The following is a 25,716-nucleotide window of genomic DNA, read 5'->3' on the forward strand; positions in this document are numbered from 1 at the left end:
AAGGAGACTGGAAATGCAATGCTCAGAATCCGCTGTGCGATATACAATGGGACCTACCAAAAGGTCTTCGAGAAGTACAAAAATGGCCAGCTTCCACTTTAGCCATCAATTTTTGTTAACAAACCGGTAATGCTCCCATCTGTTCACATAAGGCTCGCGACTATGAACGGTGGACCTCCTTTGGTTACCTTGAGGCGAGGCATTGTTAATCTGACTGGCGAACCCTATCAATCCGTTAGGACCCTGTGGCTGTTGGCATTGATGTGGTGCGTATGGATCGCTGCACTGTTAAGGTATGTGTGGTGTGCAGGGCGCAGTTGGCAACGCTTGAAGGCGCCCTCGCAGGCCGCACTCGCCGACTGGATCGTGCTTTTGCTCGCGCCGCTGCCATTCAGTCCATGGCTCGAGCCGTATCATTTCGTGCCGCTTTTCGTCGCCGCAATTTTATTCCTCCTCACCGCGCTGGGCGAGAACGTGATGCGCGAAGACAGGCTGGCAGCGCTGGCTCCTTTGGCTTTAATGCTTTGCTTCGTTATAATCAAGATTCCGTTCGATGTCCGGGGATTGGGGCTGAGTGCTCTTCTTCTCATATGCGTGGTTTCGCTTGGCTGTTTGCGCCAGCGAGCACAGAGGAGAACAGCGTGGCAGGAGGAGGTCTGACTTTTTGAGATGCTGCTTCCATCGACGCCCGAATGGGTGAATTTAGATCAGGTTCCACATCGCATAGCTCGAAAGCGATCGTCCACAATGGACCTACTCCGTTGGTGAGACACCGGAGGCAACGGTCCACTAAGTCAGCAGACCTATCCATGCTGGCAATGCGGGCAAAGAATCAATTACCCAGTATAAAAAGTAAAGTTATATGCGAAAGACTGAAGGTTTGTAGAAAAGGCTTCGACAATTGGCCACAGACACCAGCTCTAATATTTCCATACTTGATAATGCCCGTGATGTCCACCTACCGGCGAATATGACGTGCCAATCGAACAAATTTCCGGTTCGGACCTCCGACACGCTCGTTTGCATTCCCACCTACAACGAGGATAGCAATATTTGCCAAATTATTGAGGCTATATTACAGCTGCCACTCAAAGTTGACATTGTAGTTATCGACGATAACTCCTTCGACAGGACACGCGAGCGTGTCGCAGATTACGCTTCGCGTGAAAAGCGCGTTGCACTCATTCTCAGACCTCGCAAGCTTGGTGTTGGCTCGGCGCATCGGCTCGGCTGGTTGTATGCAAGACAGCTTGGCTACAATCAGATTGTTACGCTCGATGCCGATCTTTCCCATGACCCTTCAGATATCCCCAAGCTCCTCGAAAAAATCTCCGCCGAAGCTGATGTTGCAATAGGATCACGTTTTACGGAAGGCGGCCGCCTGGATTACCGGGGATGGCGTTTGTTTGCAAGCAAAACAGCCAACTGTTTAGTACGTTTTTTATTGCGGCTCCCGCTTAATGAATACACAACTTCCCTCAGGGCAGCACGGCTCGACCGTGTCCCGTTCGGATTGGTCGAAACGATCGATCATGATGGCTACTCGTTTTTCTTTGTTTGTATTTGGCGCTTCCTGAAGGCTGGGCTCACTGTGCTCGAAATTCCCATTCACTTCCATGACCGAAATGCAGGTGGTTCGAAGCTCTCGGCAATTGAAATCTTGCGCGCGATCATCACATTGGCTGGCCTTTCGTGTCTGCCAAACCGCAGCTACCGGTCAACCGCACAATGCAACGTACGCCACTGTCCCTCGTGCGGTGGTCCGTATGTAGTACAAAACGGGTCTCGAAAGAGTCTTTGCTTACGGTGCTTCTACGGCTGATATAACATTGGTCGAGTGGAAAGGGGGACGGGCATGAAAATATGCGTTTCATTTTTTTTCGTAGCGTCCTCCGGTCTTCCCTGGCAGTTCCTTTTTTTGGGCCGCCACTCCTCGGCAAAGAGGTGAAGACCCTTGGGCCTTGTTTCGGCCGCATGCTCGCTCGATTTGATTTCGATCGCCACTTCCGTGTCTCCCGGAATCAGATCCACTTCCGAACCGCTTGCGGTTCTCCAGAAGGATACGGGAAAATCCTTTCTGCTGTAGTGACGATAGGCCCAGCATTCCTGAAGGACAAATGTTCAAAGGGCCGGCCGTATTCCTGAGAGCCGGAGAGCGGGACGCTGGAAAGAAAGTAAGTTACGGGAATGGGCAAGCCCTGCTTTTGACCCACCTGTGGTTGCGGTAAGCTCTTCATCAATTACACACTGGCTGCCGATAGAGGGCCAAATGGGCGGACATGGATGAGGCCCGGGGAATATCATGCCGGGAGGAGGCGGACGGGGTGCCGGGGACGCTCCACCTCGTGACGGTGCGAGGGATTGCAGCAAAAGACGGCATGACACAATAGGGATATAGGGCACGGCCTTTCACAGTAAACATTCGGGTCCAAAGGACCCGGCTTTGGATGAAAAGGGGATAGTCTGCCTTGCCTCCAGAGGGGACAAGGTTGAGTTGTCCCGGTTCTTGTATCAGTATTTGGGAGTTTCAGAGTTTCGTTCTTTTGCTTCCGGGTTGTAACAGAGGATATAACGGTTATGACGTTCACCGTCACCGACAGTCACCTCCTTGGCGTGGAGATCAAAACCGTTTTGAAGATGAGCCAAGAGTATTTGATCCTTTTATTTGAGTGAGAGTTTTTTAGGGAAGGATGGTCTGTGGACAAAAAGGCGAATGACTTGCAAGTGGGGGGCAAAGCGAGAGGGCGGAGGTCAGGGGTCGGGCGGTTGGTTAAGGGTTGTAAGAAATGTTGACAATCTGATGATTCCAACATGTTGATATTTAATCAATTTGAGCAGATGTTGATCGCCGGTTACGATCAACTCCGCCCCGGCCTCCAAGGCACATTCCAAAACGCGATTGTCCGGGTCATCTGATACCACCTTCAGCCGTGGGGAGGGTTTAAAGATAGTTGCAAGGTTGCCGATGGCCGTTATCACCTGTTCAATCCTATGCTTTTCCCACCCGAACTTTTCATCCAGTTTACGAGCCAATTCCGTGAGAATGGCAATGGAGGTACACAGGTTGAAATCTCCCTCGATGGCGTGCAAGTACGCCCTTTCGGCATTCCCACCGGGTATCACAAAAGCAGAGATATGGATGTCGGTATCAAAGACGACTTTCACATTCAGCGCCCTTGAAAAACAAGTTTTTCAACATCCGATTCCGTAAAGACCCCCTTCTGCTGTGCGCGTTCGGCGCCATATCTCTGAAGTTCTCGAAACTCCGCTTTCAGATGCTGTTTCTTGAAAGACAGAAACATTTCTCTGAAAAGGACACTCCTGTTTTTTGCAAGTCTTCTGGCCAGGTTGTCATATTCCTCAGCCATGTCCGGCGGCATGGAAATCGTTAATGCAATACGGTTTTTCGTTGCTTTCATGAAAAGACCTCCGTGAGAGTATGACAAATTCATACCATCTTGGGAGCCAGGAGTCAAGCCAGTTCTTCAGTTTTTTCAAAGGAGAATCCAGGGAAGAGAAAAAAGGGGGGGTCTGCCTTTGACTTGCTGATGAATCAGAGAGGCCAAGTTCGCCCAGCATGGAGTGGGTGATGCTGGTTTCGTAATGGAGGTGATTGCGACCGCAAACGAAGGGTATGAACAAAGATACAGACTCAAGCGCCTCGGGTATGATATATGGAGAGTGGAGCGAGCGCTATTCAATATCAAAAAGGCGGATTTGTATTCAGGCAGCAGGAAGAAGAGAACATCCGATCAAGATGAAGGAGTTTGATATTGCAGCCTTAAAATCGGCTTATGATCAAAAGTAAGCAAGAAACGAGGAAGTCGTCGGGTTCTCTGGCGTTGACGTTGTCGGCGCATCGGCCTGAAACAAAAAACCGGCAGGCATGCGGTCACGGACCGGAGCTCTTTGCCGCCGGCTGAAACGAAAAAGAAGCTCAGGGATGGGTTCGATGGAGAAGAGCGATGAACGAGTGAAAATCGTCGTATTGAACGGTACCTATCGTCCCAACGGGACGACCACCCAACTCGCCCGGTCGTTCATGGAAGGAGCCAAGGCCAACGGTGCGGAGGTCGATATGATGATGCTCCGTGATCGAACGATCGGGTACTGCATCAACTGCCTGAAATGTTATGGGTTTATCGGAGAGGGGATAGCTCCATGCAGTCTGAAGGACGATATGGATGACCTTATCGCCCGAATCGTTGAGGCGGACGGCATCCTTTTCGCCTCGCCGGTGCATAACGGGTTTGTGACCGGTCTAATGACGGCATTCTGGGAGCGTTTGTCATGGCGGGTGGCGCGACCGGACGGGCCGTTTCTGAATTGCATGAGCATCAAGACCCGCATAAATAACAAAGTGCGGGCCGTTGGCGCGATCTCGAGTGCCGGCGGCATGCCCAGCCGCTTGAGAAAGTCATGCGATGACGGAACGCCCTGGATGAAAAGCAATGCGCCTTTGATGCTTCACGGACAGTGGATCGGGGATATATATGCCGGCGCGGATCTGGAACACATGCCGGAAAGCAGACAGGATTGGCATCGGATCTTCTTCCTGCGGCGTCTGAGCGCAGGGCAGCGACAGGAGGCATACACACTCGGTGTGCGAATGGCAAAAGCCATCCAGTCCGGCGGTCTGAAACCGGTTACCATAGACAGGATGATCCATCCGGCGCTGAAATGGATCTTAAAGCCCATTTTCACTTTCAGCCCGCCGTATCGAGTGTCCCGGTAACGATGACGTCGCATAACTCAACAAATTCATAAGAATTTTGAAATGATGGCCCGAAACTTGCCGGAGACCCGCCGCTCGGTCCTCCGTCAGATCCGCCCTGATGATATGCGGGACAACAGGAAAGGAAAGCGGAATGCAAAACCTATCCCTTATCTCACAGATCAGTATTTATGTCCTGTTGGCATTGATGGGTCTGTTCGCTCTGCTCCTATGGTACTGGCAAGTGATGGTCCTCCGGGGCAAAACATTTAACAATCCTGACGGCTCGACCGATGACTGGCACGAGCAGAAGACTCACTACGGCATCGCCTTCGCTGATGTGTTCGTGGCTTGTCCGGCCAACATGATCGGAATCGTGCTCGTGTTTGTTTATCCGCGGTGGGGATATTATCTGCTCGCCATGGTCAGTTTTTGGTGGGTCTGGGCCAACGTGATGACCACGGCAACCAGTCTTCGATTCTACAAGCCGGGGATCAACCCGCTGATATGGTTCATCGGGTATCCTTTTGGCGTTTTGGTCGGGCTGGCATACATTGTGTGGACAGTCGTTAACTTTGACGTCATTTATTTACCGTGATTTTCACCTCCCCTGAAAATGCCTTGAGGGCCTTTCACCTCTCCCATGCCTGGGCCTTACGCAAACGCAGCCCCCTGGGGATCCGCGAGGCGACAGGGCTGGGGTCACAGGCCTTGGATGCGCGGGTGATCCTGAGAAGAGAGGGGACTTCAGGAAGGGGGGAGAGCACCTTTTAGCAGGAGGGTGTTCCGGCCCGGTTTGATGGTGTCTATCTTGAGCTTTCCAACCTGGAAATCTTTCAGGTTTCCTTTGAGTTTATCCTCTGAAATGTTCAGTCGCTTGGCGATCGTCTTCAGAGAAAACGTCAGGCCGCCGATCCTGATTTTTCCCTCTTCGTCCGGTTGGAGATGGCCGTCTTTTGTTTCCAATTTTCCGGTGAACCCCAGAGACACCTCCCTTTCCTGAAGTAGACCGGAAAGGGGGGCCGTCTCGGGGCGGGCTTCTTCCGCGCCCTGTTCCGGGACATTTTTGAGGATCTCGGAGGCATCCACCACAACCCCGAAATCCAGATTCCCATCCCGAATCCGGGTTTTCGACGCCTTTACGGCAGTAAGATACGGGTATTTTGCGCTGTTTTCTGAAATGAGCGTCGCGAACAATCTATTGGCGTCATTTTCATCCAGTACGACCTCGACCTGTCCGTTGCGGGTGGCGGACCTTCGCAGTTGATCTTCAATCTCCCGCTCCAGGGCCGCCCTTGCTGCTTCCATGTCTTTTTCATACCAGACGACGCTCTTGTCCGGTGCCCCCTCTTTTCCGGTTTGGTACCACTCAGGAAGGAGGGTGGCCTGGCGCCAGAGATAATAGAGCAGCCCGCCGATCGCAATAAAGACGATCAATACCACGACAGCCGCCTTTTTCATGCCCGCCTGTCTCCCTCTATCGTGTCCCATTCCTTCTGTCAGAGAGAAATCCGCTGACTGCCCAAGGGTTTCCCTCAGCAGGATTCAGGGGATTTCCATGATAGATTTTCGGGGTCCGGTCATTGCTCCTGTACGCTCAGATCCTGCTCCAGTGCGTTGATCAGGCCATTGAGCGCGCGCTGTTTGGTTTCGCGCTGGACCTCTAACGCCTTTTCCCTTTCGCGCTCTTTCTGCAACTGGGTTTCCTGCTGATTGAGCTGCTTGATATACCGGCTCCGGAGGTCCTTTTCTTCGGTGGTCTGTCCCAACCCCTGCAGATTTTCCCTGAGCCGTTTCTGATCTTTAAAGATCTGGTCGCGACCCTTTTCCAGTGCCTTCAGCTCCCGGTCTATGGCGCTGATTTCGGATTTCAGGGCCACGATCTTCTCCAGCTGCTGCCGGGTCTGTTGACTCAGGTAGTTCTTGCCGGCGAACAGCACGATCTGGTCGGGCGTCAGGTTGGTGACCATGATTCTTTCCCAGCTGTCGCGCATCTCCCGGACCGCAAAGGAGGTTATTTCCCGCCCGGGGGCCTTGACTTCAAATCGGATATAATTATCCGTGATTTCGGCGGGCTTATCCTTATTGAGCAGTTTCCAGTCCGGATGATAGGGGTGTTCGATCACCACGGTTTTGGATCGCGGGGTCTTGTTGTCAAGGGTATAGGTCTTGGTTTCAATAACCGCGCGGTGCATGCGCACCACGCCCCGATTGATAACCACCCGATCCACCTCCTCGGTCTTGGTGCCTGTCCTGGTATGCACATGGAGTCCCAGGTCCACGGCATAGGTTATGTAGCGCTCCTCACCCGGTTTGAGGGTCTTGGTGAGGGCCTCTCCGGCATAGCTGTCTCCCTGCATGACGGTCAACGGCCCCCCTTCCAGGGTCAGACCGGTACTGTTTTTGAGACGAACGGCTGCCAGCGGGTTGCCGGGCCGGACGCCCTCGTTGTAGAGATCCACGGCCTGGCCATCGATCTCTTTTGCCACAATCGGGACCAGGGCCGAACGGTTGCGTTCTATGGTCACCGGATGGTCGATCCTGTATTCAAACATCTCTCCCACCTCGCGGGTCACCGTGTCCGCTTCCAGTTTCCGCATCTGATCAGCCAGATTCCATTCTTCAGGGGACGCCGCCCCCATCTCCCGACTTTCTGCGAAGGGTTTCACCCCGTTCCTCTCGGCCTTGGCCATGGGGGCCGCTGCCATCTGCATCCGATCGGCCCGCATGCCCGCCTCCGGAATGACCGGGGCCGGTGGGGCCTCTTTTTCCATCTGAACCACAGGCCGCTGCTTAAATTGCGGGTCATACAGATTCTGGATAAAAGATATGGGCAATCCGCTGACCAGGGAGAGGTCAACATCCTTCCAGTCTGTTCGGCTCACATTGTCGACAATGGCCCATCCCTGGAGATATGGTTTTGCTCCCTTATCCTCATCCTGAATGACGATTCGGTAAGTCGCCTTCCATACCGGGGCCTCTGCCACATAACCGACCAAAAGGTCTTGCATGCCTTCGCCGGTCGGCGTGATAATGAGCGTCTTCTCATCTTTCCGGTGTTTCCGGAACAGGATGGCCAGATACCTCTCCAGGTCCTGATTCAGCCGCTCATCGAGAAACCGGATTCCCACAATCTCCTCTGTATTGAAGCTGCGCAATTGACCGTTATCGTCGATTATGCTCAAATAAAAACGCGGGATCTCGGTTTTATTTTCCAGGGTTATCCGTTTTTCAACCCCGACGACCGTCCCTTTGACGGCCGAACTCCCGGTGGCGATTTCGATCGGGCTTCCCTGAAGTTGTTCCACGACCTGGGGCAGACCGTCGCCCTTTTTGAAATCAAAGGCGTAATCGTTCAGCTCCTGGGCCGCGGTCTTGGTGCTGTCGTACACAATGCTGCCGACGCTTCCCCCGCTCAGATTGAGGACGGTCAGGCTCTTGAGGAGATCGTTCATCTGTTCCCGTTTGAAACTGAGGGGGATCCCTTTCCCTGCAGGGGCCTTGCCGCGCAATTCAAAGTAGCCCACGCCGCTCTTAAACAGTGCCACCTTGCTCAGGGTCAATCGGCCTGAGGGCGTCTCTGTGCTTTGTGCGCCGGCCCCCGGGGCAATTAAAAAACTGAACAGAAATCCGCCGACCACCAAGTAAACCAAGATCTGGAGACGTCTCATGGTGAACCTCCCTTTTTATTCGAGACTGCCGATTCAGGTGAGCTGGACCCGGAAAAACAGAACCATCATACCACTTTCCGAAAGCCAAGTCCATTTCACCCGACCCGACTGTTCATGTGCCGCCCTTGTCAACAGGATTCTTCTTGTCTGCCTCATCGATTTATTGTAAGAACAATCTTGCATGAAACTGGTTGCTGGTTGCTGGATACTGGATACTAGATCCTGGTTGCTGGATACTGGACCCTGGCCCAGGCGTTTTTAACCCCTGACTTACGACCATCGACCCCTGGTTTCTGATGCTGGATGCACGTTACCCCATAAACCTCTTATGAAACCTGTCCCTGGTTGCTGAACTGGTCGCCAGGGCTGTGATGCCGGCTGCGGCGTTGATCTTCCATATTCATTCTTCAATCGTCAATCTTCAACTTCAGGAGGACCTCCATGTTTCAGACCAAGATGACAGAGATGCTGGGGGTGCAATACCCCATTGTAGGGGGCACCATGATGCATATCTCCACGGCCGAATTTACCGCCGCCATCTCCAATGCCGGTGGCCTGGGCATCCTTGCCTCGGCCATCTACCCGAGCCGGGAGACCTTTGGTGAGGCCCTGGATCAGCTTCTGAAGCTGACGGATCGGCCTTTTGCGGTCAATCTCAATCTTTTTCCGATGATGCGTCCCATCGACAATAATGATTATCTGGATGTCCTGCTGGAGAAGGGGGTCAAAATTGTGGAGACCTCAGGACATTCCGCGCCCGAAGCGCTCTGCGCCCGCTTCAAGGAGGCAGGTCTGACCTGGATCCATAAATGCGTGGGGATCCGTTATGCCCTCAAGGTCCAGGATATGGGCGCGGATATGATCACCGTGGTGGGCTATGAAAACGGGGGCGCCACCGGAAAGCTGGATATCGGCACCTTCGTGCTCGTCCCCCAGGCGGTGGAGAGCCTCCGGGTGCCTGTGATAGGCGGCGGCGGGGTCTCAAACGGAAGGGGCCTTGTCGCGCTCCTGGCCCTGGGAGCGCAGGGCGTTATTATCGGCACGCGGTTGCTGACCACCAGGGAGGCGCCCATCCACGAGGCCCTCAAGGAGGCCCTTGTCCAGGCAAGCGAATTGGACACCATGCTGGTCATGCGCTCCATCGGGGCCACCCACCGGGTCTGGACCAATGCAGCGGCCAGAAAGATTACCGAACTGGAGGCCAACCAGGCCGGTCTGCCTGAGATCCTCAATATCGCCACCGGAGAAAAGGCCAAGAAAATGTACAGGGAGGGCGATCTGGATGCAGGGATTATCTCCTGCGGACAAGGGGTCGGCATGGCCCACGATATCCCCACCATCAAGGCGCTTTTCGACCGGATGATGTCCGAAGCCGAAGGGGTGGTAAAGGGATTGGCAGTGAATTAGGCCGAAAACCGGAAACTAAAATATCTGCCTCACCGGATAGCCCGAGTTTCTGAGCTTGTCCACCAGATCTCGCGCGTGGTCGTGCCCACGGGTTTCAAGGTTCAAGACCACCCGGGATACCTCGATCGGGTTCTGCAGGTCGAGCCGGTCGTGGAAGATATGAAGGATATTGGCCTTTTCACGGGCAATAATCCCGAGAAGCGCGTGGAGAGAACCTGGAACGTCCAGGACATTGATTTCCAGCCTGACCAGCCTTCCCAGCTTGATGGACCCCCTCTCCAGGATCCGGTCGATGGTATTCAGTTCGATGTTGCCGCCGCTGATGATCAGGATGTATTGGTGTGCTTTTGTGCTGACCTGACCGTCCAGGAGGGCCGCAAGAGGGGTGGCGCCCGCGCCCTCGGCGATGACATTGGCCTTGTCCATCAGGTTCAGAATAGCCCCGGCAATCCCTTCCTCCTCCACCAGGACCATTTCGTCCACATATTTCTGAATGATGGGGAAGGTGATTTCGCCGGGCCGGTTTACGGCGATGCCGTCGGCAAGGGTAGGTAAGACAGCAACCGTTACCGGGGAATTCCTTTCCAGAGACATGGCCGTTGAGGGGCAACTCTTTGTCTGAACACCGATGATGCGGACATGGGGACAAAGGGTTTTGAGGGCGATGGCGATCCCGGAGATCAGCCCGCCCCCGCCGACCGGGACCACCACGGCCGCATCGTTCCTTATATTTTCGGCCAGTTCCAGACCGATGGTCCCCTGGCCTGCAATGATATCCGGATCGTCAAAGGCCGGAACAAAAATACTTCCATTGTCCCTGCACAGCGCTTCAGCGTGGGTGCAGGCATCGTTGTAATGGGCGCCCGAGAGGATTACCTCTGCCCCGTATTCCTTCACAGAGAGGAGCTTTCGGATGGAAACGTCTTCCGGCATCACCAGGGTGGATGCGATTCCCAGTCGTGCCGACGCCCAGGCAATCCCCTGGGCATGGTTGCCGGCCGATGCGGCGACAACCCCCTGCTGCCTCTGTTCGGGATGCAATTGAGAGAGACGGTTATAGGCCCCCCGCACCTTGAAGGCCCCGGTCTCCTGGAGGTTTTCCAGTTTCAGAAATATCTCAGCCCCCAGCATCCTGCTGAAATATCCCGAACGGATCAGAGGGGACCTCTGAATCACCCCCTTCAGCCGCTCCCCGGCCTTCTCGATATCTTTGAAATCCGGACGCATGGCAATTATCCGCCGAATACCCTCTGAAACGCCTCCTGATAGATCGTCAGTACCTCCTTTCCAAAGCAGACAAAAACCACCTCTTCAAGGGTGCTGTCCTGTCCAAGGAACCGCTTGGTTTCTCTCATGGCGATCTCGGTTGCCTTTTCCAAAGGAAACCGGTACGCGCCCGTGCTGATGGATGGAAAAGCGATGGTTTTGGCGCCCATGTCCACGGCCGCCTGAAGGCTGTTCCTGTAGCAGGCGGCCAGGAGGGCCTCTTCATTCCTGTGCCCGCCGGACCAGACAGGCCCTACGGTATGGATCACCCACCTGGCAGGGAGCCGATACCCCTTGCTCACCCGCGCTTCTCCGGTCGGACACCCCCCCATCTGCCGGGTCTCCTCCAGGAGCTCGGGACCGGCTGCGCGATGGATCGCGCCGTCAACCCCTCCGCCCCCCAACAGAGATGTATTGGCGGCATTGACGATGGCATCCACCGCCTGTCCGGTGATGTCTCCTTCGATAATCCGGATCTTTTCTTTCATCTCAATCACCTCCGAAACTGGATAAGGGGATGGGGCAGGGGCATCAGAAAATCTCTTCCAACATCTGGGACGGTTTCGCGCATTAAGTATACAAAAATCTAACGTGATTTTCCGATTGCGTCAAGGATTGATTCCGGCGGCCGATTCAAGGTGCCTCAATCCAAAGCGCAGCCCCTCCATATCGTGGTTAGAGGATTCATGACCACAGGATATGGCAGATACTTTAAAGAAAGCCGATCCAAAGAGAAAAAGTTGGCCAAATAGTTTGTTTTCCTGTTTTTTCCCTTGACAAACAGCATTTTTTTGCAGATAGTGTCACAAAGTGGAAAAAATTCCCATATAGTGCCATGGATATTATGTTTAGAGGCCGCTCAAACCATATTCTGGATGACAAGGGCCGACTGGCCATCCCGACAAGATTCCGGGAGGTGCTGGAGCGGAAGGAGAATGACTGTCTGGTGGTCACCAGCAGGGATCGCTGCCTCTGGGCGTTTACCCAAGAGGACTGGCAGGTCCTCGAAGACAAGGCCGCAAATTTACCCCTCTTTGACAAGGCCGGGATCGCCTTTTTAAGAGGATTTATATCATCTGCCGTGGAATGTCGAGTCAAGAACGGAAGAATCACCCTCCCCCCCAGTCTGAGAGAGGATGCGGGTCTGCAAAAAGAGGTGGTGCTCGCCGGACAACTCAAAAAATTTGAGATTTGGGACAAGGGGAGATGGGACGAGGAGTTTGAAAGGGTCAAGGATGCCTTCCCGGAGGCCAGTCCGTCCCTCTTGGAACTCCGGATTTAACAGGCAATCGCGTCGCCGAAGCAGAGCGGTTTTTGTGCATGGGCGTTAGGGATACGGAAATTCAGGGTATGGTCAGAAATCTTCATGGGAGGCATTGCGCGGCGTAAGGCCATTTCTCTAGGCAGTCAGACTCGAAAATAGTGTTCCGGAACCTGAAATCATTGAGCTTTTGCGAGACCCTCGATCTTGGACTATCCTCATACACCGGTGCTTGTGGAAGAGGTCGTCAATCATCTCGTTCATCTTCCGGAAGGGACGTATGTGGATGGCACCGCCGGTGCCGGCGGTCACAGCGAAGCGATTTTAAACCGATTGGCCGGCAAGGGGCACCTAATCTGCCTGGATAGAGACCCCGACGCCGTCAATTTGTGCAGGAGACGATTAGCCGGTTTTGGCAACGTATGCATCATCAGGGCGAATTTTGCCGATTTGGCTGATGTCCTAAAGGACCTCGGCCTCAAGGGGGTGGATGGCATCTTGTTGGACCTGGGGATGTCCTCTTACCAGCTTGAGAAATCCGGCAGGGGATTTAGCTTCAGCAGAGGGGAGCCTCTCGACATGAGAATGAATCCCGAAAGCGAAATTACTGCAGGTGATCTCGTGAATGACCTCCCTGCACGCGACCTCGAGAAGATACTCAGAGAATATGGCGAGGAAAAGAAGGCCCGATGGATTGTCCGGGCCATTGTTCGCGCGCGCGAAAAGGGACCGATAGAATCCGCTTCCCAGTTGGCTGCCATCATTGAAGCAGCATATCCCAAATCTCGCCGACAAAGGTTCAGACATCCAGCAACACGATCATTTCAGGCCCTTAGAATAGCCGTCAACAGGGAACTTCAGAGCCTCGACACATTCCTCGATAAAATTCCGTCGCTGTTGACCGCCGGCGGACGGCTGGTGGTGCTGTCCTACCATTCGCTGGAAGATCGACGGGTCAAACAGGCCATGGCGGGCTGGGAGCAGGCGTGTACCTGCCCTCCGGATTTTCCCCAGTGTGTCTGCGGAAAGACCCCTGTTTTCAGACGCCTGTTCAAAAAGGGATTGAAACCCGGCCGGGAAGAGCTTGAAACCAATCCTAGAGCGCGCAGCGCTGTCATGAGGGCTGCAGAAAGGATCGCAATATGACAAGATCGGAAAAGCTATCGAGTATGATGACCTCCCGTAACGCAAAAACAGGTGTTCGGCTGGGAAATTTCCGGCTCAAAAAACGTCGATATCATGTCACCCGGAAACAGGTTGTTTTAATCATTCTCATGCTGTTTCTTTTCATGGGCACGGGTATCGGCTATGTATGGTCTAATTTTGAAAGGACCCAGATCGGATATGACGTGAGCCAGCTGAAAAAAGAGGAAATGCGGCTAAAAGAGATCAACCGTAAACTGCGGCTTGAACTTGCCCTGTTGCGGTCCCCTCAAAACCTGGAATCCAAGGCGGTCAAAGAATTAGGACTCAGACAACCCGCACCTGATCAGATTATCATGTTGCCATGAAGGTTAAGGAAAAAAAATGGATTCGATTTCGCATTTATGTGATCGCTGTTTTTTTTCTCCTTGGTTTCGGGACAATATTCGCCAGGGCCTATCAGCTCCAGGTCATTGAAAAAGACTTTCTACGGGGTACCGCCGAAAATGGCATTGTCGGTACTACCCAACTCCCTCCCGACCGCGGGACTATTTATGACAGAGAACGCAATGAGTTGGCCCTCAGTGTCCAGGTAGGGTCGGTTTTTGCGCACCCCAGGCAAATCAAGGACAAGAAAACGGCCGCCAGAAGTCTATCCCGGATCCTGAATGAAAATGAGGCCGGTATCTTCGCGGTTCTTAAGGGCAATCGATCATTTGAATGGATAAAACGGAAAATACCCCCTGATCAGGCCCGGCAGGTGGCGGACCTTAAGATAGCGGGGCTCGGCGTCACCACTGAGTCCAGGAGGTACTATCCGGGTCGAGAAACCGGGGCCCACCTGATCGGTTTTGCCGGGACCGACAATCAGGGGCTGGAAGGGCTGGAAAGAAAATATGATGCCCCTTTGAAGGGGGCCCCGCACCGGCTGATATGGATGCGCGATGCCCTGGGCAGGCCCTTTGCCACCAGCCGACCCGCCCCTTTCGATCAGGGGATGCACCACCTGACGCTCACAATTGACAAGGATATCCAGTACAAGGCCCAGGAGGCCCTGAAGGCGGCGGTGACTAAGAGCCGCGCCAGAGGGGGACACTGCCTGGTCGTAAACCCTAAGACCGGTGAGATCCTGGCAATGGCCGTGGTCCCGGAGTTTAACCCGAATCACTTCTCCAAATACAGCCCGGATCACTGGAGGAACCGGATCCTTACCGACTGTTTTGAGCCGGGGTCCACCATCAAGGCATTCCTGGTTTCCGCGGCCCTGGATGCGTCTGTGGTGACGCCGCGTACAGAGTTCTATTGCGAAGAAGGAAAATACAAGGTCGGCGGAAGGGTGGTTCATGATACCCACAAGCACGGCAGATTGACCGTTTCGGACATCGTTGTTCAATCCAGCAATATCGGAGCGATCAAGATCGGTCAGAAACTGGGATATGCAAGGTTTTGCGATTATCTGAAGCGATTCGGGTTTTCCGAGAAGACCGGCATCGATCTGCTGGGGGAGCGACAGGGATTTATCCGGTCGCCGGAAAAGGCAAAGACGATCGATCAGGCAACGCTTTTTTTCGGGCAGGGGATGACCGCCACGTCTTTACAACTGGCCATGGCCATGTCGGCCATTGCAAATGGAGGAAATCTGATGCGACCCTTTGTTGTCCAGAAGATTGTTGATGAAACAGGCCGCGTGATTGAAGAGACCCGACCCAAGGTCGTGAGACGGGTCATTTCCGCCCGGACTGCCAAGACCGTCACCAGCATTCTGGAAGGTGTTTCGGGGAGCGAAGGAACCGCTGAAAGGGCCGCCATAAGCGGATTCAAGGTAGCTGGAAAGACGGGCACCTCGCAGAAGGTCGACCCGAGTACGAAACGGTATTCCAGGAGCAAATACATCGCCAGCTTTGTGGGGTTTGTCCCCTCCGATCGACCCAGGTTGTTGATTTCCGTATTGATAGATGAACCCAAAGGGGTGGTGTACGGGGGGCTGGTGGCGGGACCGGTATTCAGCGAGGTGGGATCGTGGACCCTCAATCACCTGAGGGTCAATCCTCAACCCGCCCTTCTCGCAACCGCCGAGCCCGAAAAGGGATCGACGGATGCTTCTGAAGATGCGGGCAATCGGCCCGAGTCTCCCGCGGTGAGAGATCTTGCCGATCACCTGCTGGAGGGCCTTCTCCCCGATTTCAAGGGTATGGGAATGAGGGAGGTGCTGAAGAGAGGGAGGAAACTGGGCCTCAAGGTGTGCCTGGAAGGATCGGGCCTGGCCGTAGCCCAGACGCCGGAAGCCGGATCCCCGTTGGAGAAGGTGGGCACCGTGACCGTAAAGTTCAATCCGCCGGGACAGTCTTGACAATGGTATTTCCGGTGACACCCCTTTCCTGTTTCAGATCCTCCCTGCCGTGTGTTTCAGAAAGGGCCGCATGCGATTAAGGGAACTTATCGAGGGGATGACTATCCGGGAGTTTCAGGGCGATCAGGATCCGGAGATATCCGGGATCGCCTATGATTCCCGACGGGTACGGCCGGGGAACCTGTTCGTCGCGCTTCGAGGGCATCGGCAGGACGGCCATGCGTACATCGGGGATGCGGTCTCCAGGGGGGCGGCCGGAGTGGTATCGGAACTGCCCCTTTCTCCCGATGGTGGAGAGCAGAAGAACCGGCTCCCCATGATTCAGGTCCCGGACGCGCGCAGGGCATTGTCCCGGCTGGCGGTCAGGTTTTTTGACGCCCCTTTCAAAACAATGAATCTGATCGGCATTACCGGTACCAACGGGAAGACCACCACCGCGTACCTGCTGGAATCAATTCTCGTTGCCGCAGGAAAACAGCCGGGGATCATAGGGACAATCAATTATCGATTCTCGGGCCAGGTCCTGGAAGCGCCGGTAACCACGCCCGAATCGCTCGATTTGATGCAGACCCTGCGGCGTATGAAGGACAGCGGGGTTACCGATGTGGTGATGGAAGTCTCTTCCCATTCCCTGGATCAGGGAAGGGTCAGGGACTGCCCCTTTCAGGTGGCCGTCTTTACCAACCTGTCCAGGGACCATCTCGATTACCATCGGTCCATGGAGGCCTATTTCGAGGCAAAGGCGCGGCTTTTCAGGTCCTCCGGACAACGGGAGGAATACAGTCCTGCTCACGCGGTGATCAATGTCGACGATCCCAAAGGCCGGGAGCTGATCCGGCTGACAAAGGCCGGTGTCACCACTTACGGGGTGGAGGGAAGGTGTCAGATACGGGCCGATGACGTCCACCTCAGCAGGGGCGGCCTGAAAGCCAGACTCATTACCCCGGCCGGTGAAATAGATATCGTCTCCCCCCTCATCGGGGCGCACGACATCTACAATATCATGGCTGCGGCCGGGGCCGCCTTGGCCACGGGCATCGACCTTAATGCCATAGCCTCGGGTCTCGGTCGACTGACAGGGGTTCCAGGCCGCCTTGAAATGGTGAGAAACAGACGTGCATTGGCTATCGTGGTCGATTACGCCCATACGCCGGACGCACTCCTGAAGGCGCTGAATGCGGTCAGATTGCTGACAACCGGTCGCGTGATCACGGTTTTCGGGTGCGGCGGCGACAGGGACAGGGGAAAACGCAGAGAGATGGGGCGTGTTGCGGGGATGGGGAGCGACAGGGTCTTCATCACCTCGGACAATCCGCGCACCGAAGATCCGGCAGCGATCGCGGCCCAGATCGAAAAGGGGGTCATTGAATCGGGAATCCGGGAATATGTGCTCGATCTGGATCGTGAACAGGCCATCCGGAGGGCGGTTAAAATGGCGGATAGGGCGGATGCGGTTCTGATCGCGGGAAAGGGTCATGAGACCTACCAGATCATCGGCCACGAAAAGAGGCCTTTCGACGATCGCCTGGTGGCCGCAGAGGCGGCGAATGAGTCCGGGGACGGGTGAGCAGGGAGCAGGGAGCAGGGAGCAAAGTGCAGGGAGCAGGGAGCAAAGTGCAGGGAAAAATGCGCAAAAAGGCTCAGGTAGCTTCAAATTTGGAGAAACCCGCATCCAGTCCTAATGAGGAAGACATGCCGGCCGGCTGGGGAAACATAACGGTGAAGGAGATCCTCGACCCTATCAGCGGGCTCCTGATTTCAGGGGTTCCGGAAACCGTTCTTACGGGGATCAGCACCGATTCGAGAACCATCGGAAAAGGCGACCTGTTCTGGGCCTTGAACGGCGAAACCTATGACGGACATGACTTTGTTCAGAAGGCCCTGGAAAAGGGTGCGTGCGGCGTTGTGGTTGCCGGCCGTTGGCTGAAATCGGAATATCCCGGCAAGGATGTAGATGCGAACCGGTCCGCCTTCCCGGACCGGACGGTCATTTCAGTGGAGGATACATTGAAGGCCCTGGGCGACTTGGCCGCGTGGTGGCGCCGCCGTTACAGGGTCAAGGTCGTGGGAATTACGGGGAGTTCAGGCAAGACCACCACCAAAGAAATGACGGCGGGCATCCTCGAACTGGGTCACAGGACCCTCAAAAACCGCGGGAACTTCAATAACCTTATCGGCCTGCCGCTGACGCTCCTTCAACTGGACAGGGCGCATGAGTTTGCCGTCCTGGAAATGGGGATGAACCATCCCGGCGAAATCGCCCGGTTGACCGACATCGCAGATCCGGATGTGGGGGTTATCCTCAACGTGGGCATGGCCCATCTCGAAGGGGTGTCGGACCTGGACGGCGTTGCACGGGCAAAAACAGAAATGATGGAGAGGATGTCATCCGAGGGTCTGATGATCCTGAACGGCGACGATGCCCCCCTCATGCGGAGGGCCGCCCTCTTTTCAAAGCCGAAATTAACCTTCGGCCTCGGGGAAGGAAATGATGTCAGGGCAACCTCCATTGAAAATGAAGGATCCGTGGGCAGCCGGTTCTCGCTGGAATATTGCGGCGCTGCCTGGCCGGTGCGGATCGGGATACCGGGGATGCATCATCTGAAAAATGCCCTGGCCGCAGCTGCCGTTGCTCTCAGTTTGAATGAACCGGAGGAACACATCATAAGGGGATTGGCAGCGTTTTCAGCCATCCGGGGCCGGTTCGAGGTGATGTCCCTTGCGGGGGGAATACGTCTGGTAGACGACACGTACAATGCCAATCCTGCCTCCCTCGGCGCGGCCATCGAATCGGTGGGATCGCTGGTGGAGGAGGGCGGGAGGATCATCGTGGGCTTAGGGGAAATGCTGGAGCTCGGAGATGCCGCGATTCACGCCCACAGGGAGGCCGGCCGCGGGATTGCGGCAGGAGGGGCCTCCTGGTTTTTTGCCATGGGCCCTCATGCCCGGGATATGGTGGAGGGGGCCCTTACGGCCGGCATGCCCAAGGATCGTTTGAAGATCGTAGCCACCCACGATGAGATGATACAGGAAATCGGCCATGTGATGTCCAAGGGAGACCTGATTCTTCTGAAAGGCTCACGGAGGATGCAGCTTGAGAAAGTGGTCGAGGGGTTGCGCAGGAGAGCCGATGCCACATAGGCATGGGGCTGAGGTTTTGGGGAGGGGCGCTTCGCGCTGAGAATCTGTCCCATGGGAAGAAAAGTATCGCAGCCCGTCTGACAGGGATGGGGCTGAACAAAAGGGGAGGGAAGGCGTCAATGAATGCCGCAAAGAAGGTGCTGGTGGTAGATGATGAGAAGGGAATCCGGTTTTTGTTGTCGGAAGTCCTGCTCAGCCAGGGCTTTGAGGTCAGCCTGGCAAGAGACGGACAAGAGTCATTGGACCAACTTGAAAAGGACTGTTTTGACCTGGTGGTCACCGACATCAACATGCCCAGACTGGACGGACTGGCCATGTTAAAGCGGATGAAAAGGACGGGTCGCAGCGAAAAGGTCATTATCATGACGGGGGATCCCTCAGACCAGAGGCTGTCGGATCCGGCAATATCCGACGTGGTGACCCGTCTTTTCAAACCCTTCGGCATGGAGAGCTTCCTGAGTGTAGTGCTTTCCGCCACCGGCGGCGAGGTACATCGGGTCGGAGGCAAACAGACCCGGGAGGTCATTGCACAGGGATAAAAAGGACGCCCAACCATGCTCTATAAGCTTATCTATCTGTTCCATACCGAGCTGTCGTGGCTGAATGTCTTCAGGTATATTACCTTCAGGACCATCCTGTCCAGTCTGACCGCCCTGGTGATCTGTTTTATCTTCGGGGGCTGGGTCATCCGGAGGCTCAAGGCCATGCAGGTGGGACAGCAGATTCGGGACGATGGGCCCCCGGATCATCAATCCAAGGCAGGGACCCCGACCATGGGGGGATGCCTGATCCTTCCGACAATCGTCTTCACGACGCTCCTCTGGGCGGATCCGGTCAATCTCTATATCTGGCTCGTCATATTCGTGGCCCTTTTCTTCGGGGCTATCGGCTTTGCAGATGATTATCTGAAGGTATCCCGAAAGAACAGCCGGGGCCTGAGGGCCGCTGTCAAGTTTTCACTCCAGATATTCGGCGGCTTTCTTGTGGTCCTGATCCTCTATCTACATCCAGGCTTTGATTCTCATCTCAATATTCCTTTTCTGAAAAACATCTCACCCGATCTCGGGCTCGGCTATATCTTCTTTGCCCTGTTCATTATCGTGGGGACATCCAATGCCGTCAATCTGACAGACGGGCTGGATGGTCTGGCCATCAGTCCCCTCATTGTGGCCTTTGCCAGTTACCTGGTCTTTGCCTACCTGACCGGAAATATCAAGATCGCCTCCTATCTTCAGATCCCGTACATCCCCGGGGTCGGTGAGGTATCGGTTCTTTGCGGCGCCCTGGTGGGGGCCGGACTCGGGTTTCTCTGGTACAATGCCTATCCCGCGGAGATCTTTATGGGGGACGTGGGTTCCCTGCCGTTAGGGGCCGTCCTGGGCACCATCGCCGTCATCACCAAACAGGAACTGGTGCTCATCCTGGTGGGCGGCCTGTTTGTGTTTGAGGCCCTGTCCGTCATCTTTCAGGTGGCCTATTTCAAATTGACGGGGGGACAGCGGATCTTCCGCATGGCGCCCATCCACCACCATTTTGAGTTGAAAGGGTGGCCTGAGCCAAAGGTGATTGTCCGATTCTGGATTATTGCCATCATTCTGGCCCTCCTTTCCATCGGCACGCTGAAGTTGAGGTAAGAAGATGGCAAAGGCCCCGGTCCAAAAATTCAAGGTTCCCTCTCCCCTATCTACGGGTCCCGGAGACAAGGTGTTAATTGTGGGTCTGGGGATATCAGGAATCTGGACCGCGCGATGGATGACGCAACAAGGGGCCCGCGTGACAGTCAGCGACATGAAGAATACTTCTGCCCTGGACCCTGCCATGGTGGAGGAACTCATAGAATCTGGGATCGAACTGGAGACAGGGGGGCATCAAAAAGAGACCTTCTTAACGGCAGATACGATCATCGTGAGCCCCGGCGTGCCCCATGATATGCCCCTGATCCGATCGGCAGCCAGGAAAAACATCCCTGTGATCGGCGAAATGGAGCTGGCGAGCCGTTTCATCCATACCCCCATCATTGCCGTGACCGGCACCAACGGAAAGACAACGGTGACTGCGCTGGTGGGCGAGCTGCTGAAGAATGCCGGTTTGAAAGTCTTTGTGGGGGGCAATATCGGTACCCCGCTCATGGCTTATGCATCCGGGAAACAGGAGGCGGACTATCTGGTGGTGGAGGTCAGCAGCTTTCAACTGGATACCATCCAGACCTTCTGCCCCTTCATTTCCGTCATCCTGAACATCACGCCCGACCACCTGGACCGGTACGCCGATGTGGAGGCCTATGTTCGATCAAAGCTGAGAATATATGAGAATCAAGGCCCGGGACACTACCTGATACTCAATGACGACGACCGGAGACTCTCTTCCCTCTGTCCTGCCTCAGGGGTCAGCCTGCTTCGATACGGCCTCGGCCGGAGACGGGAACTCAACGCCTTCTTAGAGGAGGGGACCGTGAGGGCCGGGCTTACCGGGGGACCGACACACTGTTTTTCCCTGGACCATTTTGCCCTGCCCGGTCTTCATAACCAGGAGAACCTCCTGGCAGCCGTCCTGGTGGGTATGGTCCTCGGCATAGATGCCGGGGTCATTCAGGACACCATCGACCGGTTCAAGGGGCTTCCGCACAGGATCGGGTTCGCAGGCGAGGTGGACGGCATTCGATTCTACGATGACTCAAAGGCCACCAATGTAGACGCGGCCAGGCGGGCCATCGCCAGTTTTGACGATCCCCTGATACTGATTGCAGGAGGACGCCATAAGGGGGCGGACTACGGACCTTTGGTGGGGGCGGCCCCGGGGAGGTTAAAAGGCGCTGTGTTTTTGGGAGAGGCCAAGGGACTGTTGGCGGACGCGTTTGAGGACGCCGTTCCCTGTACACTTGCCGATCATATGGAGGATGCCGTGGCCAAGGCCTTTTCCATGGCAGAACCGGGTGACGTGGTTCTCCTGGCGCCGGCATGCTCCAGTTTTGATATGTTTTCCGATTATCGGCACAGGGGCGATATGTTTAAGGCCGCAGTGAAGGGGCTTGTTCATGGCTGAAAAAAAGAGTTCAGATTCGGGGTATGACTACATGATCTTGATCCCCGCCATCCTTCTGATCACCCTGGGCCTGATTGCCGTGTACAGCGCCAGTTCCAATCTGGCGGAACATCGCCTGGGCGACAGCTATTACTACCTTAAGAAACAGGTCCTGTTCTGTACCATCGGGATCGTTCTGATGGTCTTGATGCGATATATCCCCTGTACCCTGTACGGGAAACTGGTTTACCCGTTGCTCCTGATCAGTATCTCCCTCCTGGCCCTTCTTCTGGTCCCCGGCCTGGGCCGCAAGGTGGGAGGGGCGTGCCGGTGGATAGGCCTTGGAGGCGTCTCGTTTCAGCCGTCTGAACTGGCGAAGTTCTCTTTAGCCGTGTTTATGGCCTACTCCATGTCCAAGAAAGGAAAAGACATGGGGACATTTTCCAGGGGCCTCCTGCCGCACCTTTTGGTCGCCGGGCTGTTCATTGGGCTTATTCTTCTCCAGCCGGATCTGGGATCGGCGGTGATCATCGGGGGGTGGGTCCTGATCGCCCTGTTCGTGGGGGGGGTCAGGATGTATCAGCTCTTTTCCATCCTGTTGCTCTCCGCGCCGGTGCTTATCTGGCTGGTCTGGCAGGCGGACTATCGGGTCAAGCGGTGGCTGGCCTTCATGAACCCGTGGGAAGATCCCAGGGGGATCGGTTTCCAGATCATACATTCCTTCCTGGCGTTTGGATCCGGGGGAATTTTCGGGGCGGGTCTGGGCAACAGTAAACAAAAACTTTTTTATCTGCCGGAACCCCACACGGATTTTGCCCTCTCCATTATCGGGGAAGAATTGGGCCTGGTGGGGGTTGCGGCCGTTATTGTCCTGTTCGGGCTCCTCATCACGGGGGGGATACGGACGGCGCTCAAGGCCAAGGACCTCTACAGCACCTATCTGGCGGTCGGTCTGACCTCCTTTATCGGGCTCCAGGTGTTGATTAATATGGGGGTTGTCATGGGTCTCCTCCCCACAAAGGGGCTGACTCTCCCCCTCATCAGTTATGGCGGTTCGTCTCTGTTGATTACCCTGGCGAGCATCGGGGTGTTATTGAATATTTCAGCGAGGAGTTGACGAGAAGGAGGGATTTGCAATTGGAGTTCCAGGGTTAGAAGTCAGGGCCTATTGTGAATCGTCTCAGAAAAAGGTTCTCACATGGAGCATGATGAACGGAAACACCCATCGGGATTTCGTCTGATCATCGCCGGCGGGGGCACAGGGGGGCATCTCTTCCCGGGGATCGCGGTGGCGAGGGCCGTGAAGGCGCGGATGCGGGACGCGGAGGTCCTCTTTGTGGTCGGTGGAAGGAGGATGGAGACAGCCATACTTTCCCGCGCCGGGTTTGAGGCGGTTTCCATCGACGTGGAAGGGATCAAGGGGCGGGGCTGGAAAAAAGGGCTTCCGGTGGCCCTCAGGCTTCCCAAGAGTATCTTCCAGTCAGGCCTCATCATTCGGCGCTTTTCGCCCTCCGTCGCCCTCGGCGTGGGGGGATATTCGGCCGGGCCCCTGTGCACGGCAGCCAAATGGATGGGGATCCCTACGGCCATCCATGAACAGAATTCATATCCCGGGGTGACGAATCGGCTCCTCTCCCGGATAGTGGATCGCATTTTTATCTCATTTGAGGAAAGCAGGTCCGCTTTCAAAAATAAGGAGACGATTCTTACCGGCAATCCGGTGCGGGATGAACTCTTTTCGGTGCGCGAGATGCGGCATGAAGGGGAGGATGTCTTCACGGTTATGGTAGTGGGGGGAAGCCAGGGGGCACAGGCCGTCAACCGCATATTTGCGGAGGCCCTCCAGTGTCTGAAAGCACGGGGCAGAAAGATCTCGGTCATTCACCAGACCGGAGAAACGGACTACGGGAGGGTCGTGGCGGATTACCGCACCAGGGGACTTGAAGGGGAGATCGCGCCGTTCATTGCCGATATGGCCACGGCTTACAGCCGGGCGGACATGGTGGTAAGCAGGGCAGGGGCCAGCACCATTTTTGAACTGGCCGCATTGGGAAAGCCCTCGATCCTGATCCCTTACCCGTATGCTACCAACCGTCACCAGGAGATCAATGCAAGCGCCCTGGTCCGGAAAGGGGGCGCTGAAATGATGCTCCAGGAAGGGCTGGATGCCGAAAGGCTGGCCGATGCATTGACACGTTTTATGGATGATCGACGCGCCCTTCAGGAGATGGGCGAGCGGGCCCGTCAGATCGGCAGGCGCGACGCGGCAGAGACGATAGTGGACCAGCTGGTGGAGATGAGCTAAGTTTCTGAAGTGAACCGGAATGCCTAAATTAATGAATGCAAAATGGTGAGCCATGACGCAGTTCGGGAAGGTAAAACATATCCATTTTGTGGGGATCGGCGGCATCGGCATGAGCGGGCTGGCCGAACTCCTCATCAACCTGGGCTATGAGGTCAGCGGATCCGACCTGAGGGCCACGAACGTCACCAGGCGCCTTGCAGATCTTGGAGGGACCATGTTTGAAGGTCATCACCAGGATTACATCGAGGGGGCCGATGTGGTGGTGTATTCCTCGGCCGTAACCACCGACAACCCCGAACTTTCAGAGGCGAGGGATCGTCATATCCCCGTCATCCCCAGGGCCGAGATGCTGGCGGAACTGATGCGGCTCAAGCATGGTGTGGCCATTGCCGGAGCCCATGGCAAGACCACTACCACATCCATGGTCGCCTCTATTCTGACATGCGGTCAACTCGACCCCACCGTGGTGATCGGGGGGAGGCTCGATATCTGGGGCGGGTCCAATGCCAAATTAGGACAGGGGGATATCCTGGTTGCCGAGGCCGATGAAAGCGACGGATCCTTTCTGGCCTTGTCCCCCACCATTGCCGTGGTTACCAACATCGATCATGAGCATATGGACCACTACGGGGATATGGCGGCCATTCGGCAGACCTTCATCGATTTCATCAATAAGGTCCCGTTTTACGGCACGGCGATCCTCTGCCTGGATAATGAGGAAATCCAATCCGTCATCCCCCGGCTTCGAAAGAGATGCCTGACCTACGGCATGAGCCCGCAGGCGGATCTTCAAGGGAAGGACCTGGAAAAGGAGCAGTGGGGCACCTCCCTTGAGGTCCTCTACCATGGGCGTTCAATGGGGAGGCTGACCGTCGGGATACCCGGAGAGCACAATGTGCTGAACGCCCTGGCCGCCGCTGCCGTGGGCCTTGAATTGGAGTTGGAGATCGAGGTTATCAAGGAGGGTCTCAAGGCCCTGGGGGGATTATCCCGGCGGTTCCAGGTGAAAGGAGAAAAGAAAGGCATCCTCCTTCTAGATGACTATGGACATCATCCCACGGAAATCATGGCGACCCTGAAGACGGTCAAGGAATGCTGGCCCGACAGACGCTTGGTGGTGGCCTTCCAGCCCCACCGATACACACGGACCCGGGCCCTGTTGGACCGTTTTGCCATCTCCTTTAATGATGCGGATATCCTTGTGGTGTCCCCTATCTATCCGGCAGGAGAAAAACCGATCGAGGGGGTCACGGCAGAGCGGCTGGCCCAGAGCATCAGGGACCACGGCCATAAGGACGTCATCCACTGCCCGGCCCAGGAAGACATCGTTCCCACCCTCATCAATCTGGTGAGGCCGGGGGATCTGGTGATGACCCTCGGGGCCGGCAATATACACCGGGAAGGGGACCGGCTCTTTGAAGCCTTAGGCGCCTGATC

General features: G+C 55.5%; 24 protein-coding genes. 18 read left to right on the plus strand and 6 right to left on the minus strand.

The window, feature by feature from the left end:
- Nucleotides 1-252 precede the first annotated feature (252 nt).
- Together K9N21_03260 and K9N21_03265 are read left to right on the plus strand one after the other, a co-directional pair.
- Nucleotides 253-660, plus strand: a complete 408-nt coding sequence (locus K9N21_03260) for a hypothetical protein (protein ID MCF8142918.1) — start codon at nt 253-255, stop codon at nt 658-660.
- A 241-nt stretch (nt 661-901) separates the two neighbouring features.
- Entirely contained in the window at nt 902-1,822 is a 921-nt protein-coding gene (locus tag K9N21_03265) for a glycosyltransferase (GenBank protein ID MCF8142919.1), read from the plus strand.
- A 929-nt stretch (nt 1,823-2,751) separates the two neighbouring features.
- On the opposite strand, the gene K9N21_03270 is transcribed toward K9N21_03265, so the two are convergent.
- Complete coding sequence (locus K9N21_03270) at nt 2,752-3,165, minus strand: putative toxin-antitoxin system toxin component, PIN family (protein MCF8142920.1); 414 nt, start codon at nt 3,163-3,165, stop codon at nt 2,752-2,754.
- Nucleotides 3,166-3,167: 2 nt separating this feature from the next.
- Nucleotides 3,168-3,419 (minus strand): ribbon-helix-helix domain-containing protein, encoded by a 252-nt coding sequence (locus tag K9N21_03275; GenBank protein MCF8142921.1) that lies wholly within the window; start codon nt 3,417-3,419, stop codon nt 3,168-3,170.
- 215 nt (nt 3,420-3,634) lie between these two features.
- On the opposite strand from K9N21_03275, the gene K9N21_03280 reads away from it, so the two are divergent.
- From K9N21_03280 to K9N21_03290, 3 genes are all read left to right on the plus strand, one after another.
- Complete coding sequence (locus tag K9N21_03280) at nt 3,635-3,808, plus strand: hypothetical protein (protein ID MCF8142922.1); 174 nt, start codon at nt 3,635-3,637, stop codon at nt 3,806-3,808.
- A gap of 144 nt (nt 3,809-3,952) precedes the next feature.
- Nucleotides 3,953-4,735: a flavodoxin family protein gene (locus tag K9N21_03285; protein ID MCF8142923.1), complete on the plus strand. Its 783-nt coding sequence runs from the start codon at nt 3,953-3,955 to the stop codon at nt 4,733-4,735.
- A gap of 133 nt (nt 4,736-4,868) precedes the next feature.
- A complete protein-coding gene (locus K9N21_03290; GenBank protein MCF8142924.1) occupies nt 4,869-5,312 on the plus strand; it encodes a hypothetical protein in 444 nt (147 codons plus the stop codon).
- 149 nt (nt 5,313-5,461) lie between these two features.
- On the opposite strand, the gene K9N21_03295 is transcribed toward K9N21_03290, so the two are convergent.
- Nucleotides 5,462-6,175: a hypothetical protein gene (locus K9N21_03295; GenBank protein ID MCF8142925.1), complete on the minus strand. Its 714-nt coding sequence runs from the start codon at nt 6,173-6,175 to the stop codon at nt 5,462-5,464.
- A gap of 119 nt (nt 6,176-6,294) precedes the next feature.
- Nucleotides 6,295-8,385 (minus strand): hypothetical protein, encoded by a 2,091-nt coding sequence (locus K9N21_03300; GenBank protein ID MCF8142926.1) that lies wholly within the window; start codon nt 8,383-8,385, stop codon nt 6,295-6,297.
- Between the two features lie 441 nt (nt 8,386-8,826).
- Between K9N21_03300 and K9N21_03305 the strand changes: the two genes are divergently transcribed.
- On the plus strand, nt 8,827-9,792 hold the full coding sequence (locus K9N21_03305) for a nitronate monooxygenase (protein ID MCF8142927.1): 966 nt from the start codon (nt 8,827-8,829) through the stop codon (nt 9,790-9,792).
- A 15-nt stretch (nt 9,793-9,807) separates the two neighbouring features.
- Here the strand turns inward: K9N21_03305 and ilvA are convergent, their stop codons facing one another.
- Together ilvA and K9N21_03315 are read right to left on the minus strand one after the other, a co-directional pair.
- Nucleotides 9,808-11,019: a threonine ammonia-lyase gene (gene ilvA, locus K9N21_03310; protein ID MCF8142928.1), complete on the minus strand. Its 1,212-nt coding sequence runs from the start codon at nt 11,017-11,019 to the stop codon at nt 9,808-9,810.
- Nucleotides 11,020-11,024: 5 nt separating this feature from the next.
- On the minus strand, nt 11,025-11,546 hold the full coding sequence (locus tag K9N21_03315) for an O-acetyl-ADP-ribose deacetylase (GenBank protein ID MCF8142929.1): 522 nt from the start codon (nt 11,544-11,546) through the stop codon (nt 11,025-11,027).
- 347 nt (nt 11,547-11,893) lie between these two features.
- On the opposite strand from K9N21_03315, the gene mraZ reads away from it, so the two are divergent.
- From mraZ to murC, 12 genes are all read left to right on the plus strand, one after another.
- Nucleotides 11,894-12,340, plus strand: coding sequence for a division/cell wall cluster transcriptional repressor MraZ (gene mraZ, locus K9N21_03320; GenBank protein ID MCF8142930.1), 447 nt, complete (start codon nt 11,894-11,896; stop codon nt 12,338-12,340).
- A gap of 186 nt (nt 12,341-12,526) precedes the next feature.
- Complete coding sequence (gene rsmH / locus K9N21_03325; protein MCF8142931.1) at nt 12,527-13,465, plus strand: 16S rRNA (cytosine(1402)-N(4))-methyltransferase RsmH; 939 nt, start codon at nt 12,527-12,529, stop codon at nt 13,463-13,465.
- The gene (locus K9N21_03330) at nt 13,462-13,830 is read left to right on the plus strand and encodes a cell division protein FtsL (GenBank protein ID MCF8142932.1); all 369 of its coding nucleotides are present in this window, start codon (nt 13,462-13,464) and stop codon (nt 13,828-13,830) included. The genes rsmH and K9N21_03330 overlap by 4 nt, the downstream gene beginning before the upstream one ends.
- Nucleotides 13,827-15,812, plus strand: a complete 1,986-nt coding sequence (locus tag K9N21_03335) for a transpeptidase family protein (protein ID MCF8142933.1) — start codon at nt 13,827-13,829, stop codon at nt 15,810-15,812. Before K9N21_03330 ends, K9N21_03335 begins: the two co-directional genes overlap by 4 nt.
- 70 nt (nt 15,813-15,882) lie before the next feature.
- Nucleotides 15,883-17,379 (plus strand): UDP-N-acetylmuramoyl-L-alanyl-D-glutamate--2,6-diaminopimelate ligase, encoded by a 1,497-nt coding sequence (locus K9N21_03340; GenBank protein ID MCF8142934.1) that lies wholly within the window; start codon nt 15,883-15,885, stop codon nt 17,377-17,379.
- Nucleotides 17,380-17,504: 125 nt separating this feature from the next.
- Nucleotides 17,505-18,953, plus strand: coding sequence for a UDP-N-acetylmuramoyl-tripeptide--D-alanyl-D-alanine ligase (locus tag K9N21_03345; protein MCF8142935.1), 1,449 nt, complete (start codon nt 17,505-17,507; stop codon nt 18,951-18,953).
- Nucleotides 18,954-18,955: 2 nt separating this feature from the next.
- Nucleotides 18,956-19,492, plus strand: coding sequence for a response regulator (locus tag K9N21_03350; protein ID MCF8142936.1), 537 nt, complete (start codon nt 18,956-18,958; stop codon nt 19,490-19,492).
- Between the two features lie 15 nt (nt 19,493-19,507).
- A complete protein-coding gene (gene mraY, locus K9N21_03355) occupies nt 19,508-20,587 on the plus strand; it encodes a phospho-N-acetylmuramoyl-pentapeptide-transferase (protein ID MCF8142937.1) in 1,080 nt (359 codons plus the stop codon).
- 4 nt (nt 20,588-20,591) lie between these two features.
- Nucleotides 20,592-21,995: a UDP-N-acetylmuramoyl-L-alanine--D-glutamate ligase gene (gene murD / locus K9N21_03360; GenBank protein ID MCF8142938.1), complete on the plus strand. Its 1,404-nt coding sequence runs from the start codon at nt 20,592-20,594 to the stop codon at nt 21,993-21,995.
- Nucleotides 21,988-23,091 (plus strand): putative lipid II flippase FtsW, encoded by a 1,104-nt coding sequence (gene ftsW / locus K9N21_03365; GenBank protein MCF8142939.1) that lies wholly within the window; start codon nt 21,988-21,990, stop codon nt 23,089-23,091. The genes murD and ftsW overlap by 8 nt, the downstream gene beginning before the upstream one ends.
- Before the next feature lie 81 nt (nt 23,092-23,172).
- A complete protein-coding gene (murG, locus tag K9N21_03370) occupies nt 23,173-24,279 on the plus strand; it encodes an undecaprenyldiphospho-muramoylpentapeptide beta-N-acetylglucosaminyltransferase (GenBank protein ID MCF8142940.1) in 1,107 nt (368 codons plus the stop codon).
- Between the two features lie 52 nt (nt 24,280-24,331).
- A complete protein-coding gene (murC, locus tag K9N21_03375; GenBank protein ID MCF8142941.1) occupies nt 24,332-25,714 on the plus strand; it encodes a UDP-N-acetylmuramate--L-alanine ligase in 1,383 nt (460 codons plus the stop codon).
- The last annotated feature ends 2 nt before the right edge of the window (nt 25,715-25,716 follow it).

Source organism: Deltaproteobacteria bacterium (assembly GCA_021737785.1).
GTDB lineage: Bacteria > Desulfobacterota > DSM-4660 > Desulfatiglandales > Desulfatiglandaceae > AUK324.

Bases quoted from the DNA above. Each gene is read 5' to 3' on its own strand.
- K9N21_03275 (MCF8142921.1), bottom strand. From the start codon at position 3,419: ATGAAAGCAACGAAAAACCGTATTGCATTAACGATTTCCATGCCGCCG.
- K9N21_03280 (MCF8142922.1), top strand. From the start codon at position 3,635: ATGAACAAAGATACAGACTCAAGCGCCTCGGGTATGATATATGGAGAG.
- K9N21_03285 (MCF8142923.1), top strand. From the start codon at position 3,953: ATGGAGAAGAGCGATGAACGAGTGAAAATCGTCGTATTGAACGGTACC.
- K9N21_03290 (MCF8142924.1), top strand. From the start codon at position 4,869: ATGCAAAACCTATCCCTTATCTCACAGATCAGTATTTATGTCCTGTTG.
- K9N21_03295 (MCF8142925.1), bottom strand. From the start codon at position 6,175: ATGAAAAAGGCGGCTGTCGTGGTATTGATCGTCTTTATTGCGATCGGC.
- K9N21_03300 (MCF8142926.1), bottom strand. From the start codon at position 8,385: ATGAGACGTCTCCAGATCTTGGTTTACTTGGTGGTCGGCGGATTTCTG.
- K9N21_03305 (MCF8142927.1), top strand. From the start codon at position 8,827: ATGTTTCAGACCAAGATGACAGAGATGCTGGGGGTGCAATACCCCATT.
- ilvA (MCF8142928.1), bottom strand. From the start codon at position 11,019: ATGCGTCCGGATTTCAAAGATATCGAGAAGGCCGGGGAGCGGCTGAAG.
- K9N21_03315 (MCF8142929.1), bottom strand. From the start codon at position 11,546: ATGAAAGAAAAGATCCGGATTATCGAAGGAGACATCACCGGACAGGCG.
- mraZ (MCF8142930.1), top strand. From the start codon at position 11,894: ATGGATATTATGTTTAGAGGCCGCTCAAACCATATTCTGGATGACAAG.
- K9N21_03330 (MCF8142932.1), top strand. From the start codon at position 13,462: ATGACAAGATCGGAAAAGCTATCGAGTATGATGACCTCCCGTAACGCA.
- K9N21_03335 (MCF8142933.1), top strand. From the start codon at position 13,827: ATGAAGGTTAAGGAAAAAAAATGGATTCGATTTCGCATTTATGTGATC.
- K9N21_03340 (MCF8142934.1), top strand. From the start codon at position 15,883: ATGCGATTAAGGGAACTTATCGAGGGGATGACTATCCGGGAGTTTCAG.
- K9N21_03345 (MCF8142935.1), top strand. From the start codon at position 17,505: ATGCCGGCCGGCTGGGGAAACATAACGGTGAAGGAGATCCTCGACCCT.
- K9N21_03350 (MCF8142936.1), top strand. From the start codon at position 18,956: ATGGGGCTGAGGTTTTGGGGAGGGGCGCTTCGCGCTGAGAATCTGTCC.
- mraY (MCF8142937.1), top strand. From the start codon at position 19,508: ATGCTCTATAAGCTTATCTATCTGTTCCATACCGAGCTGTCGTGGCTG.
- murD (MCF8142938.1), top strand. From the start codon at position 20,592: ATGGCAAAGGCCCCGGTCCAAAAATTCAAGGTTCCCTCTCCCCTATCT.
- ftsW (MCF8142939.1), top strand. From the start codon at position 21,988: ATGGCTGAAAAAAAGAGTTCAGATTCGGGGTATGACTACATGATCTTG.
- murG (MCF8142940.1), top strand. From the start codon at position 23,173: ATGGAGCATGATGAACGGAAACACCCATCGGGATTTCGTCTGATCATC.
- murC (MCF8142941.1), top strand. From the start codon at position 24,332: ATGACGCAGTTCGGGAAGGTAAAACATATCCATTTTGTGGGGATCGGC.